The sequence below is a fragment of the Streptomyces sp. NPDC048671 genome, from assembly GCF_055587045.1.
Map to the genome: position 1 here is coordinate 299,987 of NZ_JBVJHB010000004.1, position 14,063 is coordinate 314,049.

Annotated in this window: 10 protein-coding genes; 6 read left to right on the top strand and 4 right to left on the bottom strand. The window is 71.2% G+C overall.

The window, feature by feature from the left end:
- Positions 1–86: 86 nt before the first annotated feature.
- Together ACZ6S6_RS10280 and ACZ6S6_RS10285 are read left to right on the top strand one after the other, a co-directional pair.
- Positions 87–1,334 (top strand): benzoate/H(+) symporter BenE family transporter, encoded by a 1,248-nt coding sequence (locus tag ACZ6S6_RS10280; RefSeq protein WP_469704751.1) that lies wholly within the window; start codon positions 87–89, stop codon positions 1,332–1,334.
- 118 nt (positions 1,335–1,452) lie between these two features.
- Positions 1,453–3,255 (top strand): ABC transporter ATP-binding protein, encoded by a 1,803-nt coding sequence (locus ACZ6S6_RS10285; protein WP_469704753.1) that lies wholly within the window; start codon positions 1,453–1,455, stop codon positions 3,253–3,255.
- Between the two features lie 37 nt (positions 3,256–3,292).
- On the opposite strand, the gene ACZ6S6_RS10290 is transcribed toward ACZ6S6_RS10285, so the two are convergent.
- Together ACZ6S6_RS10290 and ACZ6S6_RS10295 are read right to left on the bottom strand one after the other, a co-directional pair.
- Positions 3,293–5,026, bottom strand: a complete 1,734-nt coding sequence (locus ACZ6S6_RS10290) for a nickel transporter (protein WP_469704755.1) — start codon at positions 5,024–5,026, stop codon at positions 3,293–3,295.
- 328 nt (positions 5,027–5,354) lie between these two features.
- Positions 5,355–6,005 carry a fasciclin domain-containing protein gene (locus tag ACZ6S6_RS10295; RefSeq protein WP_362963692.1) on the bottom strand — a complete coding sequence of 217 codons (651 nt, stop codon included), beginning with the start codon at positions 6,003–6,005 and terminating at the stop codon, positions 5,355–5,357.
- 482 nt (positions 6,006–6,487) lie between these two features.
- Between ACZ6S6_RS10295 and ACZ6S6_RS10300 the strand changes: the two genes are divergently transcribed.
- Positions 6,488–7,696, top strand: a complete 1,209-nt coding sequence (locus ACZ6S6_RS10300) for an MFS transporter (protein WP_469704758.1) — start codon at positions 6,488–6,490, stop codon at positions 7,694–7,696.
- 82 nt (positions 7,697–7,778) lie between these two features.
- Here the strand turns inward: ACZ6S6_RS10300 and ACZ6S6_RS10305 are convergent, their stop codons facing one another.
- Positions 7,779–8,516 (bottom strand): SAM-dependent methyltransferase, encoded by a 738-nt coding sequence (locus ACZ6S6_RS10305; protein ID WP_469704760.1) that lies wholly within the window; start codon positions 8,514–8,516, stop codon positions 7,779–7,781.
- Positions 8,517–8,654: 138 nt separating this feature from the next.
- Complete coding sequence (locus ACZ6S6_RS10310; RefSeq protein ID WP_469704763.1) at positions 8,655–9,512, bottom strand: class I SAM-dependent methyltransferase; 858 nt, start codon at positions 9,510–9,512, stop codon at positions 8,655–8,657.
- Positions 9,513–9,898: 386 nt separating this feature from the next.
- Here ACZ6S6_RS10310 and ACZ6S6_RS10315 point away from each other — a divergent pair, with 386 nt between their 5' ends.
- From ACZ6S6_RS10315 to ACZ6S6_RS10325, 3 genes are read left to right on the top strand one after another with little or no spacing between them, the layout of a single operon-like run.
- Positions 9,899–11,410, top strand: a complete 1,512-nt coding sequence (locus tag ACZ6S6_RS10315) for an aldehyde dehydrogenase family protein (RefSeq protein WP_469704765.1) — start codon at positions 9,899–9,901, stop codon at positions 11,408–11,410.
- Between the two features lie 14 nt (positions 11,411–11,424).
- Positions 11,425–12,963, top strand: coding sequence for a GMC family oxidoreductase (locus ACZ6S6_RS10320; RefSeq protein ID WP_469704767.1), 1,539 nt, complete (start codon positions 11,425–11,427; stop codon positions 12,961–12,963).
- Complete coding sequence (locus ACZ6S6_RS10325; RefSeq protein ID WP_362963681.1) at positions 12,960–14,009, top strand: quaternary amine ABC transporter ATP-binding protein; 1,050 nt, start codon at positions 12,960–12,962, stop codon at positions 14,007–14,009. Before ACZ6S6_RS10320 ends, ACZ6S6_RS10325 begins: the two co-directional genes overlap by 4 nt.
- Positions 14,010–14,063: the final 54 nt, after the last annotated feature.

Consider the following 14,063-nt stretch of genomic DNA (forward strand, 5'->3'; position numbering starts at 1 on the left):
CGTTCCGTATACGGAACATGCCTGCGGCGCGCCGGCCCTCTGCTGGTCAACGGCGTCCCGCACCGCACAGGGGAAGTGGCTCACTCATGTTCGCGATCACCCGCATACGCTCGGCCGCACCTCCCTCGGCCGTGGCCGCAGGCCTGATCGCCGTCATGGTCGGGGTCACCAGCTCGGCGGCTCTGGTGTTCACGGCGGCGAAGGCGGCGGGAGCCGACTCGCGCGAGATCTCCTCCTGGATGCTCGCGCTCGGCGTCGGTCTGGCCTGCACCTGTATCGGGCTGTCGCTGCGCTACCGCGCCCCTGTCGTCACCGCGTGGTCGACGCCCGGAGCGGCGCTCCTCACGACCGGCCTGAGTGGGGTGTCCATGGCCCAGGCGGTCGGCGCGTTCGTCTTCTCCGCGCTGCTCATCCTCCTCAGCGGGGTGACGGGGTGGTTCAGCCGCATCATGAGCCGGATCCCGGTACCGCTGGCGGCGGCCCTGCTGGCGGGGGTGCTGCTGCGGTTCGGTACGGGCCTGTTCAGCACGATGCACGGCAGCTTCGCGGTCGCCTTCCCGATGTTCGTGCTCTACCTGCTGGGCCGGCGCCTCCTCCCCCGTTACGCGGTGCTGCTGGCGCTCGGCGCCGGCGTGGTGGCCACGGCGTTCACCGGCGGGTGGCAGCTGGGGAAGGTCCAGTTCGCCCTGGCCACCCCGGTGTTCGTCACCCCGGAGTTCGACTGGAAGGTCCTGGTCAGCGTCGGCGCCCCGCTGTTCGTGGTCACGATGGCATCCCAGAACCTGCCCGGGGTGGCCGTGATCCGCGGCGCCGGCTACGACGTACCGGTGTCCCCGCTGATGACATGGACCGGGGCGGCCAACGTCGTACTGGCACCGTTCGGCGCGTTCGGCCTCAACCTCGCCGCCATCACAGCCGCCATCTGCACGGGTGAGGAGGCGCACCCCGACCGCGACAGGCGCTATCTGGCGGCTGTCTGGGCGGGCGTCTTCTACCTCTGCGTGGGCCTGCTCGGCGCGACCGTCGCCTCGCTCCTGACCGCGATGCCGCACGCACTGGTCCTGGCGATCGCCGGAATCGGCCTGCTCGCCACCATCGAGTCGTCCCTGTCCACGGCCCTGGCCGACAAGTCGTCACGGGAGGCGGCTGTCGTGACCTTCCTCGCCACGGCCTCCGGTGTGACGCTTCTGGGGATCGGATCCGCGTTCTGGGGGCTGGTCGCCGGCCTGATCACCAGCGCGATCGCCTCGTGGGGCCGGGCCGACCGCGAAGCCCCCGCCCCGGCCACGGCCCCCGAACCCGAACCGTCGCCGCGCGAACTCCGCGTCCCGTGAGTCCCGCGGCTCCCGCCGGGGCCGATGCCCGGCAGGTCCGCCTGCCGCCGGAACTCCCCCGTCCCGTCCGTGGGACGGGGGTTGCCGCGCACGGCGGAAGCGCGGTGGGATGAACTCCATGCAGAAAGCGCTCTCACCTGTCTCTGCCGAATCCTTGGCACCCTTGGCGTCCTTCGACCACCTGGACCACCGTTACCGCGGTGAGAACCCGCTACGCACCCTCGGTCATCTGTTCCGCCCCGACCGCGGCCGGCTGGTGCTCGCGGCCCTCATCTTCGTCGTGAAGCACAGCCCGATCTGGCTGCTTCCGCTGATCACCGCGACCGTCCTCGACGTGGTCGTCCAGCACGGCCCGGAGTCCGGACTGTGGCAGTCCACCGGCGTCCTGCTGTTCATCCTCGCCATCAACTATCCGCTCCACCAGTGGTACGTACGGCTTCTCGGCGGCAGCATCCGCCGGATGGGCACGACCCTGCGCTCCGCGCTGTGCCGCCGGATGCAGCAGCTGTCCATCGGCTACCACGCCCGGGTCAGTTCAAGCGTCCTACAGGCCAAGGTGGTCCGCGACGTGGAGTCGGTGGAACAGATGATGCAGCAGAGCGCGGACATGGGCCTCGGCGCCGTGGTGACCCTGGTCGGCGGCCTTGTCGTCATCGGCGTGCGCGTGCCCGCGTTCCTGCCCGTCTTCCTCATCGTGGTGCCCGCGGCCGGGTTCCTGGTGATGAAGCTGCGCGCGCGGCTGCGCAGCCACAACGAGTCCTTCCGCCGCGAGGTCGAGCAACTCTCCTCCCGGGTGGGCGAGATGACCACGCTCATCCCCATCACCCGCGCCCACGGCCTGGAGCGGACCGCGCTGGGCCGGGTCGACGGTTCGCTGCGCCAGGTGTTCGCGGCCGGACTGCGCCTGGACACGGTCAACGGCCGGTTCGGAGCACTGGCCTGGGTCATCCTCAACACGCTCGGCGTGCTGTGTCTGACGGGTTCGGCCCTGGTCGCCTATCACGGCTGGATGCCGGTCACCCCCGGCGACGTGGTGATGCTCAGCTCCTTCTTCACCGTACTGACCGGCTCCGTGACCACGCTGCTCGGCCTGGCCCCCGTACTCACCAAGGGCCTGGAGTCGGTGCGTTCGGCGGGCGAGGTGCTCCAGGCCCCGGACCTGGAGCGCAACGCGGGCAAGGCCCAGGTGGAGCAGGTCACCGGCCGCATCGACTTCGAGGACGTCGGATTCACCTACGCCGACGCGGACCCCGCGGTCGACGGGTTCTCCCTCTCCGCGCGGCCGGGCGAGACGATCGCGCTGGTCGGCGCCTCCGGCGCGGGCAAGTCGACCGTCCTCAACCTGCTCATCGGCTTCATCAGGCCCACCACCGGCCGCATCATGCTCGACGGCACCGATATGGCCGGGCTCGACCTGCGCAGCTACCGGCGGTTCCTGTCGGTGGTGCCGCAGGAGTCGATCCTGTTCGAGGGCAGCATCCGCGAAAACGTGACGTACGGAATGGGCGATACGGACGAGGCCACGCTGATGCGCGCGCTGGAGGACGCCAATGCGCTGGATTTCGTACGGGATCTGCCGCTCGGCCTGGACACGGTCGTCGGCCAGCGGGGCGCACGGCTCTCGGGCGGGCAGCGGCAGCGGCTCGCGATCGCCAGGGCGCTGATCCGCGACCCGCGGGTGCTGGTACTGGACGAGGCGACCTCCGCACTCGACAACCGCTCGGAGTCCCTGGTGCAGGAGGCCCTCTCCCGTCTGGTGCACGGCCGGACCGTCTTCGTCGTCGCCCACCGCCTCTCCACGATCCAGGGCGCCGACCGCATCGTGGCGATGGAGGGCGGCCGGATCGCCGAGGTTGGGACACACGGCGAACTGCTGGACAGGGGCGGGGTGTACGCGGGGCTCCAGCCGGCCCGCCCGTGACATGGAGGCCGGTTCCGGGGGACCACGCTCGGCTGACCTACCAGGGGCCCGCCGCCGCCCTCAAGGTCAGGAGCGCGCCGACGGCCAGCACGAGCGCGGCAGACGCGGCCGGACCGATCCCCGCGAGCCGGGCGAACGGGGCGCGCAGACGGGCGTACTTGTCCGCACGCGCCTCGAACCTGTCCCTCAGCCGCACCAGCAGCAGGCCCGCGAGGGTGAGCGTCACGGCCATTCCCAGGCCGTAGCCGACAACGAGCAGCACGCCGAAGGCGGTACGCCCGAGGGCGACGGCACCGAGCAGGACCACCAGGGCGGAAGGGCTGGGAACGAGGCCTCCCGCGATCCCCATCCCGATCAGGCCGGTGCGTGACGTTCGGGTCCGGCGAGGGCCGTCGGCCGGGTCCGGAGGGGAAGCGTGGCTGTGAGTACGGTCCCTGGCCGGGGCGAGGACCGTGCCGCTCTGCTCGGCCGCGAGCGGTTGCGGCCGGCGCCGCCTCGGCACGAACCGTGCCGGAGCGGGCCGGCCGGCCGGGAGCGCCGGCTGCGAAGCGTGGCCGTGCTCGTGGACCTGCATGTTCTCGTGGTCCTGCTCGTGGTCCTGCTCGTGCTCGTGGACCTGCTCGTGGCTCTCCGGATCGGACGCCGAGTCGTCACCGTGGCTGTGGCCGTGGTGATGCCCGTGGCCGCGGTGATGCCCGTGGCCGCGGGCCGGGCGTTTCGTCAGTGCGCCGCGCAGGAGCCACACACCGATCCCGGTGACCATCAGCCCGCTGATGAGGCCGAGCCAGGTCAGGACCGTCTCCCCCGCCAGCGAGGTCGCGAGCGGCAGGGCGAGGCCGAGGGCCAGCACCCCTGCGGTGTGGGTGAAGGTCACGGTGACGCCGACGGTGACGGCGTCCCGCGGAGTACCTCGGCGGCCCGCCAGATACGCGGCCATGATCGTCTTTCCGTGGCCGGGCAGGGCGGCGTGCGAGGCGCCGAGCACGAGGGAGAGCAGCAGGGCCAGGAGTCCTGCGGGGACGGTCAGTTCGCGTCGCCCCACGAGTCCGTCGAAGACTCCGGACACCTTGTCCAGCGCCGCGGTGACCGGGCCCGCTCCCGGCAGGACCGTGCGCGCCGCGGCGGCGGTGCGGCCCTCGCCGGGTTCGGCGCGCAGCCGGGCCGACCGCTGGTCCAGGGGTGTGGCCAGCGGGTCCTTGGGATAGTGGCGGAGTTCGTCGGTGGGCGAGGTGGTGGGCAGCGTCGAACGGGTGAGCGTGACGCCCCGTCCGCGTGCGGTCATCTCCTGCCAGCCGACGCGCCGTTCGTCGTACTCCGTGCGCACGTCGATGTCCGCCGCCGCGTCCAGGTCCGCACGGGCGCTGAGGGTGCAGCTGAGCCTGCTGGTCTCCAGACCGGCTTCGCCCGGCTGGAACGTGACAGTGCCGCTGGTGGTCTTCCAGCGCACCGGTGTGCCCGCGATGTCGAGCCGCAACTGCCGGGTGAGCACGGCGCAGTCGCCGGCGGCGAAGGACCGCGCCTCGGCCGCGTCGATGGCGCCGTTGTGGTCCCGGTCGATGCGTGGGCGTTCCTGTGCGGTGGCGATCTCCGCACGGTCCACCACGATCAGCGCGTCGACGGCGTCGTTCCGGAAGGTCAGCCCGGTGTGGTGATTGACCGTGAAGTTGCCCAGGGGGTGTGCGTGCGCCGTGGTGGCGAGGCCTGCCAGGAGCAGAGCCGGCGTTCCCGTGAGGGTCAGCGAGGCGAGGACGCGCGAGGGCTTTCGGTTCATCGGACGGTTTCGATTCTGCTGAGCGCGGTGCGCGCCCGGGAGGCGTCCACCGGATGGAAGTGGGGATCGGGGTCCAGGGCCCGACGGAGGTCCGTGCGGGCGGCGCCGGTCCGGCCGGGCGCCTGGTTGATCAACGCCCGGTGGCAGCGGAAGGGTGCGTCCACGGTTCCCCGTGACCAGCGCGAGGCCGGCCTGCTCGGTTACGAATCACTCAAGAATCACTGGACAAAGGGTCGATGCCTCATGGGAAAGCCCCGCTGCGGGCCCGGACCGGGGGGCTGATTCCGGCCGGGTTCGCAGCGGGGCGGCTGTCTGGCTTCGACCGCGGCTACTTGGGCATCAGGACCGTGTCGATGATGTAGACCGTGGCGTTGGCCGTGGGCACGTTGCCGCACACCACGTTGGCGCTGTCGTTGACCTTGTAGGACTCACCGGACCCGGCGGTGGTGAGCTTGGACTTCTCCAGCGTGTCGAAGCTGCCGTTCTCCAGCTGCTTCGGAGTGAGCTTCTGGCCCACGACGTGGTAGGTAAGGATCTTGGTGAGAGTCGCCTTGTCGCTCAGGACCTTGTCCAGGTCGGCCTTCGGGATCTTCGCGAAGGCATCGTTGGTGGGCGCGAACACGGTGATGTTCTCGGCATTGTTGAGCGTGTCGACCAGTCCGGCCTTCTTGACCGCGGTGACCAGGGTGGACAGGTCCGGGTTGTTGGAGGCGGCCGTGGCGACCGGGTCCTTGGACATGCCGTCGAAGCTGCCCGCGCCTTCCTTCGGGACGCCCGCACAGGCCGGACCGAACGGCTTGTCCATCGAGGCGGAGTCGGCCGTCGCCGGGTCCGGGGCCTCCGGAGCGGGGGCAGCCGCACTGGACTTGCTGTCCGACGCCTTGTCGGAGCTGTCGTCCGAGCACGCGGTCAGCGCCAGCGGAAGCACGGCGGCCGCGGCCACGACAACGGCTGCACGACGGTAGCGAAGGGCGTTCATGGTGTTCTCCTTGATGGAATGCGGGGAGGGGGCAGCGGTCGCTGCCGGCTGCGACGGGTGCCGGGCAGCGCCCGGTTAGGACGGCCGAGCGCCAACCGCTCGCACGACAGCGGATGCGGATGCGGACTCGGCGACCGTGAGCGCGGCGCAGCAGGCGGCCGGGCCGCTCGGCGCGGCCGGCACGTTACGGATCGAGGTGGTCCGGGGGATCGTCACGCAGCTGGTTCGGTGCCGACCGCCCGGCGGATTGGTCAATCACTCGATCGGTAGAAGATTCCCGGAATCGCAGACAAGCGGGGATCGGTACCAGTCGGGGAGTCGTTGCCCCTGCCCGAACCCCCCGCGTGCCTCTTCGAGGCCCGCCTTGCCCACGGCCGGCCCACCGCGGCCCGTCCCCCGCGGACCGAGTCGAATGGCCGAGTCGTGCGCGTCCTCGCGCCGCCGCGCCGACTCACCGGGCAGCCGATCATAAGGTGACATACGTGATCGTTCGTGAGCATGCGCTGAACGCGAGTAGTAACCGGCGACCGGGATATCTGGCTGCGTCGCTGGTGTTCGCCATCGGGATGGCCGGTACGACCCTGCCCACGCCGCTGTACGGGCTCTATCAGAAACAGATCGGTTTCTCCGAGCTGATGGTGACCGTCGTCTTCGCCGTCTACGCCGTCGCGGTCATCACCGTGCTGCTCGTGGCGGGCAATTACTCGGACAAGGTCGGCCGCAGACCCGTACTGCTGTGCGCCATGGCCTTGTCGGCCGCGAGTGCCGGGTGCTTCCTCCTGGAGGGCGGTCTGCCGCTGCTCTTCGCGGGGCGGCTGCTGTCCGGCTTCGCGGCAGGGCTGCTGAGCGGCGCGGCGACAGCGGCGGTCATCGAACTGGCCGGGCCCGCTCAGAAGGCGCGGGCCGGGTTCGCCGCCACGGCCGCGAACATGGGGGGTCTGGGCTGCGGACCGTTGCTGTCCGGGCTCCTCGCGCAGTACACGCCCTGGCCGTTGACGCTGCCGTTCTGGGTCCATCTGGGTCTGGTGGCCGTGGCGTCCGGGATCACCTGGTTCCTGCCGGAGACCGTGGCGGAGCCGAGGCGGTGGCCGCGTCCGACGCCCCAGGGGGTGACGGTGCCGCCCGGGGTACGGAGTGTGTTCGTGCCCGCCTCGCTGGCGGCGTTCGCCGGCTTCGCGCTGCTCGGGCTGTTCACGGCGGTCGCGCCGAGCTTCGCCTCGCAGACGCTGGACGTGCACAACGTGGCCGTCACCGGGGCCGTGGTGTTCTCCGTGTTCCTGGCATCGACATTCGGGCAGTCCCTGACGCAACGTATCGGCGCACGCCGGGCGCTCCCGGCCGGCTGCGGCATCCTCATGGCCGGCCTGCTGCTGGTGGCGTCGTCACTGGTCGCCGAATCCCTGCTCCTGCTGGTCCTGGGAGCGCTCTGCGGCGGCACCGGCCAGGGCCTCGCCTTTCGCGCGGCGCTCACCCTGGTCAGCGGTGCGGCCCCGGCAGAGCATCGCGGCGGCACCATTTCGGCCTTCTTCGTCGTCGCGTACACCGGGATCTCGGTACCGGTGGTGGGGGTCGGCGCCATGGCCACCTGGCTCGGGCTGCGCGAGGCCGGACTCGTCTTCACGGGCTGCGTGTTGCTGCTGGCTGCCGGAGCGGGAACGTACGCGGCGCTCAGGCCGCCGCCGGAGGCGTGAGCACCGGGCGGGGACGGCCGGTGGCAGGAAGCTCCCTCCGGGCGGCCGGGGCGGCGGGTCTCGATTCCGCGCGCTCCCCCGCTCAGTCGGCGGTCCGGCGCAGGACCAGGCTGACGAAGCCCCAGGTGTCGCGGTAGCCGCGCAGCCATTCGGAGCGGCGGGTGGCGGACAGGGCGAGCGCCTCCGGGCCGTCCGGGTCGGCGGGGTGGTCCAGCGCCCAGTCGGCCAGCGTCCCCCAACAGGCCCATTCGTAGTCGTCCAGCTCCTGGCGGGTGCTGACGTGACCGTGGACAGGCGTCCATCCGCCGGCCACGACCCGGTCCACGGTCGTCGCCAGGTCGGCGAAGTCCCCGAGCATCTCGACGGCCTCCGGGGAGGGCTCACGGTCCCAGAACCCGTCACCGACCAGAACGCGCCCTCCGGGAGCCAGGTGCTCGCGGGCCGCCGCGAGGGTGGGGAGCAGCCCACCGAAGGCATGAGCGGCTCCGAAGCTCAGCACCAGGTCGAACGTGTACGGGGAGACGAAGTCGGCGGCCGGCCGGTGGTGGAGCACCAGGCGGTCCTCCACCCCGAGTCCGGCGGCACCCGTACGGGCATCCGCCAGGGCGACCTCTGAGATGTCGACGCCCTCGGCCCGCAGGTCCGGCCGGGCGGACAGCGCGCGCAGGAGCCACTCCCCGCCACCGCAGCCGAGGTCGAGTACGCGCTCGTCGCCGCGCACGATGCCGTGGTCCAGCAGTTGACGAACCGAGTCGTCGTTGAGCGGGGACTTGATCGGGTGGTGGGTATGGGCGATTCTGGACATCTCTTCTCGGTTCACCGGCGCATCGTGACAGCACCGGGGACCGCGTGCATCTGCTTTTCCGCCCGGTGCACGACAACGCGACGAGGGTTCGGCGGACTCGTGGATCCCTCCAGTCCGGGGCCGGTGTTCCCCGCAACGCGGCCGGTGCGGGCCTCAGATGGTGGCGACGAGCAGATCCTCTCCGCTCGACGGGCGGAATCCGTCGGTCCGACCGGCGAAGTAGCGTTCGGCGAGCCGGGTTCCCGGCACATGCCGGGCGTCCTCGAAACCGGCGGTGCGGGCCAGTTCGAGCATCTCGTGCGGGGCGTAGAAGCTGATGAAGGGTGTTCCGGACGCCCGCGCCCGCGGCTTGGTCGCCTCCAGCCCGGCGCGATCGGCGTCATCGACGAGTTCGGCCGGCAGCATGAACGTCATGGCGAGCGTCGAGCCGGGGGCCAGCCGGGCGAGCCGGCGCAGGGTCGCCGCGGTGGCCTCCTTGGTGAGGTACACCGTGACACCGGCGCAGACGACGAGCGCCGGCCGGCTCGTGTCGAAGCCGGCGTCCGCCAGCTCCTGCCACCAGTCCCCGCCCGCCTCGAAGTCGACCGGTACCAGGCGCAGCCGGTCCGGGATCCCGTAGCCGAGCTCGGTCAGCCGCCGGCGCTTCCAGGCCTGGGTGGCCGGCTGGTCGATCTCGAAGACCCGCAGCCGGGAGGCGGTCTCCGGCCGGCGCTGGGCGAAGGTGTCCAGCCCGGCCCCCAGGATGACGTACTGGTCGATGCCGCGGTCCATCTGCTCGGCGACCAGGTCCTCGATGAAGCGGGCGCGGGCCACGATGGAGGCCCGGAACCCGCTGGTTCCACGCGGGTCCATGTCCGGGCGGCCGCGCCACTCGTCGTCGGGCGCCACCAGCCGCAGGCCGATCTCGTCCTCGAAGACGTGTGGCTCCGCGTCGACCTGGACGTGCATCGCCCGCCAGAGTGCGACTCGCACCGCGGTGTTGTCCGGCACCTCGTACTGCTGGTCCGCCATGGCTGCTTCCACTCCTTACGGTCGGATCCCGGCCGGGGCCCGGAGACTCCGCGCGTGTCCGCCGGGGTCATGGACGGTCATCCCCGCGGCTCGGCGGAGCAATCCCCGCGTTACCCAAATAGTGCCATATATGGAATATTCAGTTATTTGACCCAAGCGGCGTAAATGGGCGCTGGAGCGGCCACGCCGGGTGGGCCGTCCGGCGGCTGTTCCGTGCCGCGCCGCAGGGGGTTCCGGGACGCCGGTCGCGGACCCCTCTCCGCCGGGCGCTCCCCGCCCTGACGTGCGGATCCCGTGAGCCGGGTCACTTCGCGACGCTCGCCACGCATGGCTTCGGCCTTCCGGGGAAGAGGGCCAGACCGCCGGGTTTCACCGGCGTCAGACGAATGGCCACCGAAAGGGCAGCACACGACGTGTCGGCACAACACACGATCCATGCAGCGGGAGAGTGGCGAGCCGCCGCATCCGGCGCCACGCGCGAGATCCTCGATCCCGTCGACGCGACCGCGTTCGCCGTCGTCGCCGAGGGCGGCACCGTGGACGCGGACGCCGCCGTCGCGGCGGCCAGGACCGCCTTCGACGCGGGGCCCTGGCCGCACACGCCCGTCGCGGAGCGCGCCGCACTGCTCAGGCGCGTGGCCGGCCTCCTGGAGCGCGACCGGGAACGGATCGGCGCGCTGGAGTGCCGTGACGCCGGAAAGACGCTCGAAGAGGGCCGGGTCGACGTGGACTGCGTGCGCGACGCCTTCCGCTACTTCGCCGACCTCGTCATGAACGAGAGCGGCGGCCGGGTCGTCGATGCGGGGTCCGAGGAGATCCACAGCGTCGTGGTGCATGAGCCCGTCGGCGTCTGCGGGCTCATCACCCCGTGGAACTATCCGCTGCTCCAGGCCAGTTGGAAGATCGCTCCGGCTCTCGCCGCCGGCAACACCTTTGTGATCAAGCCGAGTGAGATCACCCCGCTGACCACCGTCGCGCTCATCGAACTGCTCACCGAGGCCGGACTGCCGGCCGGTGTGGCCAACATCGTCACGGGCCCCGGCGCCACCGTCGGCGCCCGGCTCGCGGACCACCCGGATGTCGACCTGGTCTCCTTCACCGGCGGGCTCACCAGCGGGACGAAGGTGATGCGGGCCGCCGCCGACTCGGTCAAGAAGGTCGCGCTCGAACTCGGCGGCAAGAACCCCAACGTGGTGTTCGCGGACGCCTGCGCCACCGAGGAGGGTTTCGACACCGCTGTCGACCAGGCGCTCAACGCCGCCTTCATCCACAGCGGTCAGGTCTGCTCCGCCGGATCACGGCTGATCGTCGAGGAGTCGGTGCGCGAGCGGTTCGTCGCCGAACTCGCCCGGCGCGCCGAGCTGATCCGTATCGGCCGCGGCACCGACGACGGTGTCGAGTGCGGTCCGCTCGTATCCGCTCAACAGCTCTCCAGGACCGAGGAGTTCGTCGCCTCCGCGCTGAAGGAGGGTGCGGTGCTGCGGGCGGGCGGCGAGCGCCCCGAAGGGCCCGGATACTTCTACCGGCCCACCGTGCTGGACCACTGCGACCGCTCCATGCGCGTGGTGCGCGAGGAGGTGTTCGGACCGGTCCTGACCGTCGAGACGTTCCGCACCGAGGACGAGGCCGTGGCTCTCGCCAACGACACGGAGTACGGGCTGGCCGGCGGCGTGTGGACCGCGGACACGGGCCGCGGCCGCCGGGTCGCCGCCCGGCTGCGCCACGGCACCGTCTGGATCAACGACTTCCACCCCTACCTGCCACAGGCCGAGTGGGGTGGCTTCGGCAAGTCCGGCATCGGCCGGGAGCTGGGTCCGACGGGTCTCGCCGAGTACCGCGAGTCCAAGCACATCTACCAGAACCTCGCCCCGCGCCCGGTGCGCTGGTTCGCGGGCTGACGGGAGCAGAGGCGATGGAGAACATGACCCACTACGACTACGTCATCGTCGGCGGCGGCACCGCTGGTTCGGTGATCGCGTCCCGGCTCACCGAGGACCCCGACATCACCGTCGCCCTCATCGAGGGCGGACCGAGCGACGTGGGACGGGACGACGTCCTGACCCTGCGCCGCTGGATGGGCCTCCTCGGTGGTGAGCTGGACTACGACTACCCCACGACCGAGCAGCCCCGGGGCAATTCGAACATCCGGCACAGCAGGGCCAGGGTGCTCGGCGGATGTTCGTCCCACAACACGCTGATCGCCTTCAGGCCGCTGCCGTCCGACTGGGACGAATGGGCCGAGGCCGGCGCGGAGGGCTGGGACGCCTCGTCGATGGACCCGTACTTCGACCGGCTGCGCAACAACATCGTCCCGGTCGACGACGCGGACCGCAACGCCATCGCCCGCGACTTCGTCGACTCGGCCCGCACGACGCTCGGGGTCCCGCTGGTCGAGGGCTTCAACAAGGCGCCCTTCCAGGACGGTGTGGGGTTCTTCGACCTCGCCTACCATCCCGAGAACAACAAGCGCTCCTCCGCCTCGGTCGCCTATCTGCATCCCTTCCTCGACCGGCCGAACCTCCATATCGCGCTGGAGACCTGGGCGTTCCGGCTGGAGCTCGACGGCCGCCGGGCGACCGGGGTACGGGTGCGGACCGCGGACGGTGAGGAGCGGCTCGTACGCGCCCGGCGCGAAGTGGTGGTGTGCGCGGGCGCGGTGGACACCCCCCGGCTGCTGATGCACTCCGGGATAGGCCACCGCGCGGAGCTGGAGAAGCTCGGCATACCCGTGGTGCACGACCTGCCCGGTGTCGGCGAGAACCTGCTCGACCACCCCGAGTCGGTCATCGTCTGGGAGACGCACGGGCCGATCCCCGAGAACTCCGCGATGGACAGCGACGCCGGCCTGTTCGTACGGCGGGACCCCGAGAGCCCAGGGCCCGACCTGATGTTCCACTTCTACCAGATCCCGTTCACGGACAATCCGGAGCGGCTCGGGTACGAGCGTCCTGAGCACGGAGTGTCCATGACGCCGAACATCCCGAAGCCGAGGAGCCGCGGCCGGCTCTATCTGACCAGCCCCGATCCCGAGGTCAAACCGGCCCTGGACTTCCGCTACTTCACCGACGCGCAGGACTACGACGGACGGACGCTCGTCGACGGGATCAGGATCGCCCGTGAGATCGCCGCACGGGAACCGCTGGCCGGCTGGCTGAAGCGCGAGGTCTGCCCGGGGCCCGAGGTCACCTCGGACGAGGATCTGAGCGAGTACGCGCGCAGGGTCGCGCACACCGTCTACCACCCGGCGGGCACGTGCCGGATGGGCGCGGCCGACGACGCGCTCGCCGTGGTCGCACCCGACCTGCGCATCCGTGGCCTGGACGGCGTCCGGATCGCCGACGCGTCGGTTTTCCCGACCATGACGACCGTCAACCCGATGATCGGGGTGCTGATGGTCGGGGAGAAATGCGCGGATCTGCTCGGCGCCACTACTGGGGGTCATGACCGATGAACACACCGCCGCACGTCTTCTCCGTGAACAACCTCTGGAAGGTCTTCGGGCCGAAGGCCGACCAGGTGCCCGGCGACGCCGGGCTCGACGAGCTCGACGGCGCCGAGCTGCTGAGCCGTACCGGCTGCACCGCCGCCGTGCGTGACGTCTCCTTCGACGTCCGCAAGGGCGAGGTGTTCGTCGTGATGGGCCTGTCCGGGTCCGGGAAGTCCACCCTCGTACGCTGCCTCACCCGGCTCATCGAGCCGACGTCCGGTGAGATCACCATGGACGGCGAGGACGTGCTGTCGATGAACGCCGCACGGCTCCGCGAACTTCGCCGCCACCGTGCCGCCATGGTCTTCCAGCACTTCGGTCTGCTCCCGCACCGCTCGGTCGTCGACAACGTCGCGTACGGGCTGGAGATCCAGGGCATGGGCCGGGTCCAACGGCGAGCGCGGGCCGCGGAGTTCATCGCCAAGGTGGGCCTCGAAGGGCTGGAGAGCCGCCGCCCCGGGCAGCTCTCCGGCGGTCAGCAGCAGCGGGTCGGGCTGGCGCGGGCACTCGCCGTCGATCCGGAGGTGCTGCTGTTCGACGAGCCGTTCAGTGCCCTGGACCCGCTCATCCGACGGGACATGCAGGAGGAGGTCGTGCGCCTGCACCGCGAGGAGGGCCGCACGATGGTCTTCATCACCCATGACCTGAACGAGGCGCTGAAGCTCGGCGACCGGATCGCGCTGATGCGGGACGGGCGGATCGTGCAACTGGGCACTCCGGAGGAGATCGTGGGGTCACCGGCCGACGACTACGTCCGGGACTTCGTGCGCGACGTTCCGCGCGAACAGGTCCTGACGGTGCGGGCGGCGATGCGCCCCGCCGACGGCGCGGAGGGCGTCTCCGGTCCGGCGCTGACACCCGGCACCACGGTCTCCGAGGCGATCGAGGCGGTCGTCCGCACCGGCGAGATCGCGCGGGTGGTCGACGGGGGCCGCTGCCTGGGCGTGGTCGACCACGCGTGCCTGCTCGCCGTCGTGGCCGGGATTCCGGCCGTGAAGGAGGCCGCGTGATGCGGATGACCCGTTCACCGGCCCCGCCGGGCCGCCCCACCACACCGTGCCCGC

What these genes read in the sequence shown, in the direction of transcription:
- ACZ6S6_RS10280 (WP_469704751.1), top strand. Translation starts at nt 87, where the DNA reads ATGTTCGCGATCACCCGCATACGCTCGGCCGCACCTCCCTCGGCCGTG.
- ACZ6S6_RS10285 (WP_469704753.1), top strand. Translation starts at nt 1,453, where the DNA reads ATGCAGAAAGCGCTCTCACCTGTCTCTGCCGAATCCTTGGCACCCTTG.
- ACZ6S6_RS10290 (WP_469704755.1), bottom strand. Translation starts at nt 5,026, where the DNA reads ATGAACCGAAAGCCCTCGCGCGTCCTCGCCTCGCTGACCCTCACGGGA.
- ACZ6S6_RS10295 (WP_362963692.1), bottom strand. Translation starts at nt 6,005, where the DNA reads ATGAACGCCCTTCGCTACCGTCGTGCAGCCGTTGTCGTGGCCGCGGCC.
- ACZ6S6_RS10310 (WP_469704763.1), bottom strand. Translation starts at nt 9,512, where the DNA reads ATGGCGGACCAGCAGTACGAGGTGCCGGACAACACCGCGGTGCGAGTC.
- ACZ6S6_RS10315 (WP_469704765.1), top strand. Translation starts at nt 9,899, where the DNA reads ATGGCCACCGAAAGGGCAGCACACGACGTGTCGGCACAACACACGATC.
- ACZ6S6_RS10320 (WP_469704767.1), top strand. Translation starts at nt 11,425, where the DNA reads ATGGAGAACATGACCCACTACGACTACGTCATCGTCGGCGGCGGCACC.
- ACZ6S6_RS10325 (WP_362963681.1), top strand. Translation starts at nt 12,960, where the DNA reads ATGAACACACCGCCGCACGTCTTCTCCGTGAACAACCTCTGGAAGGTC.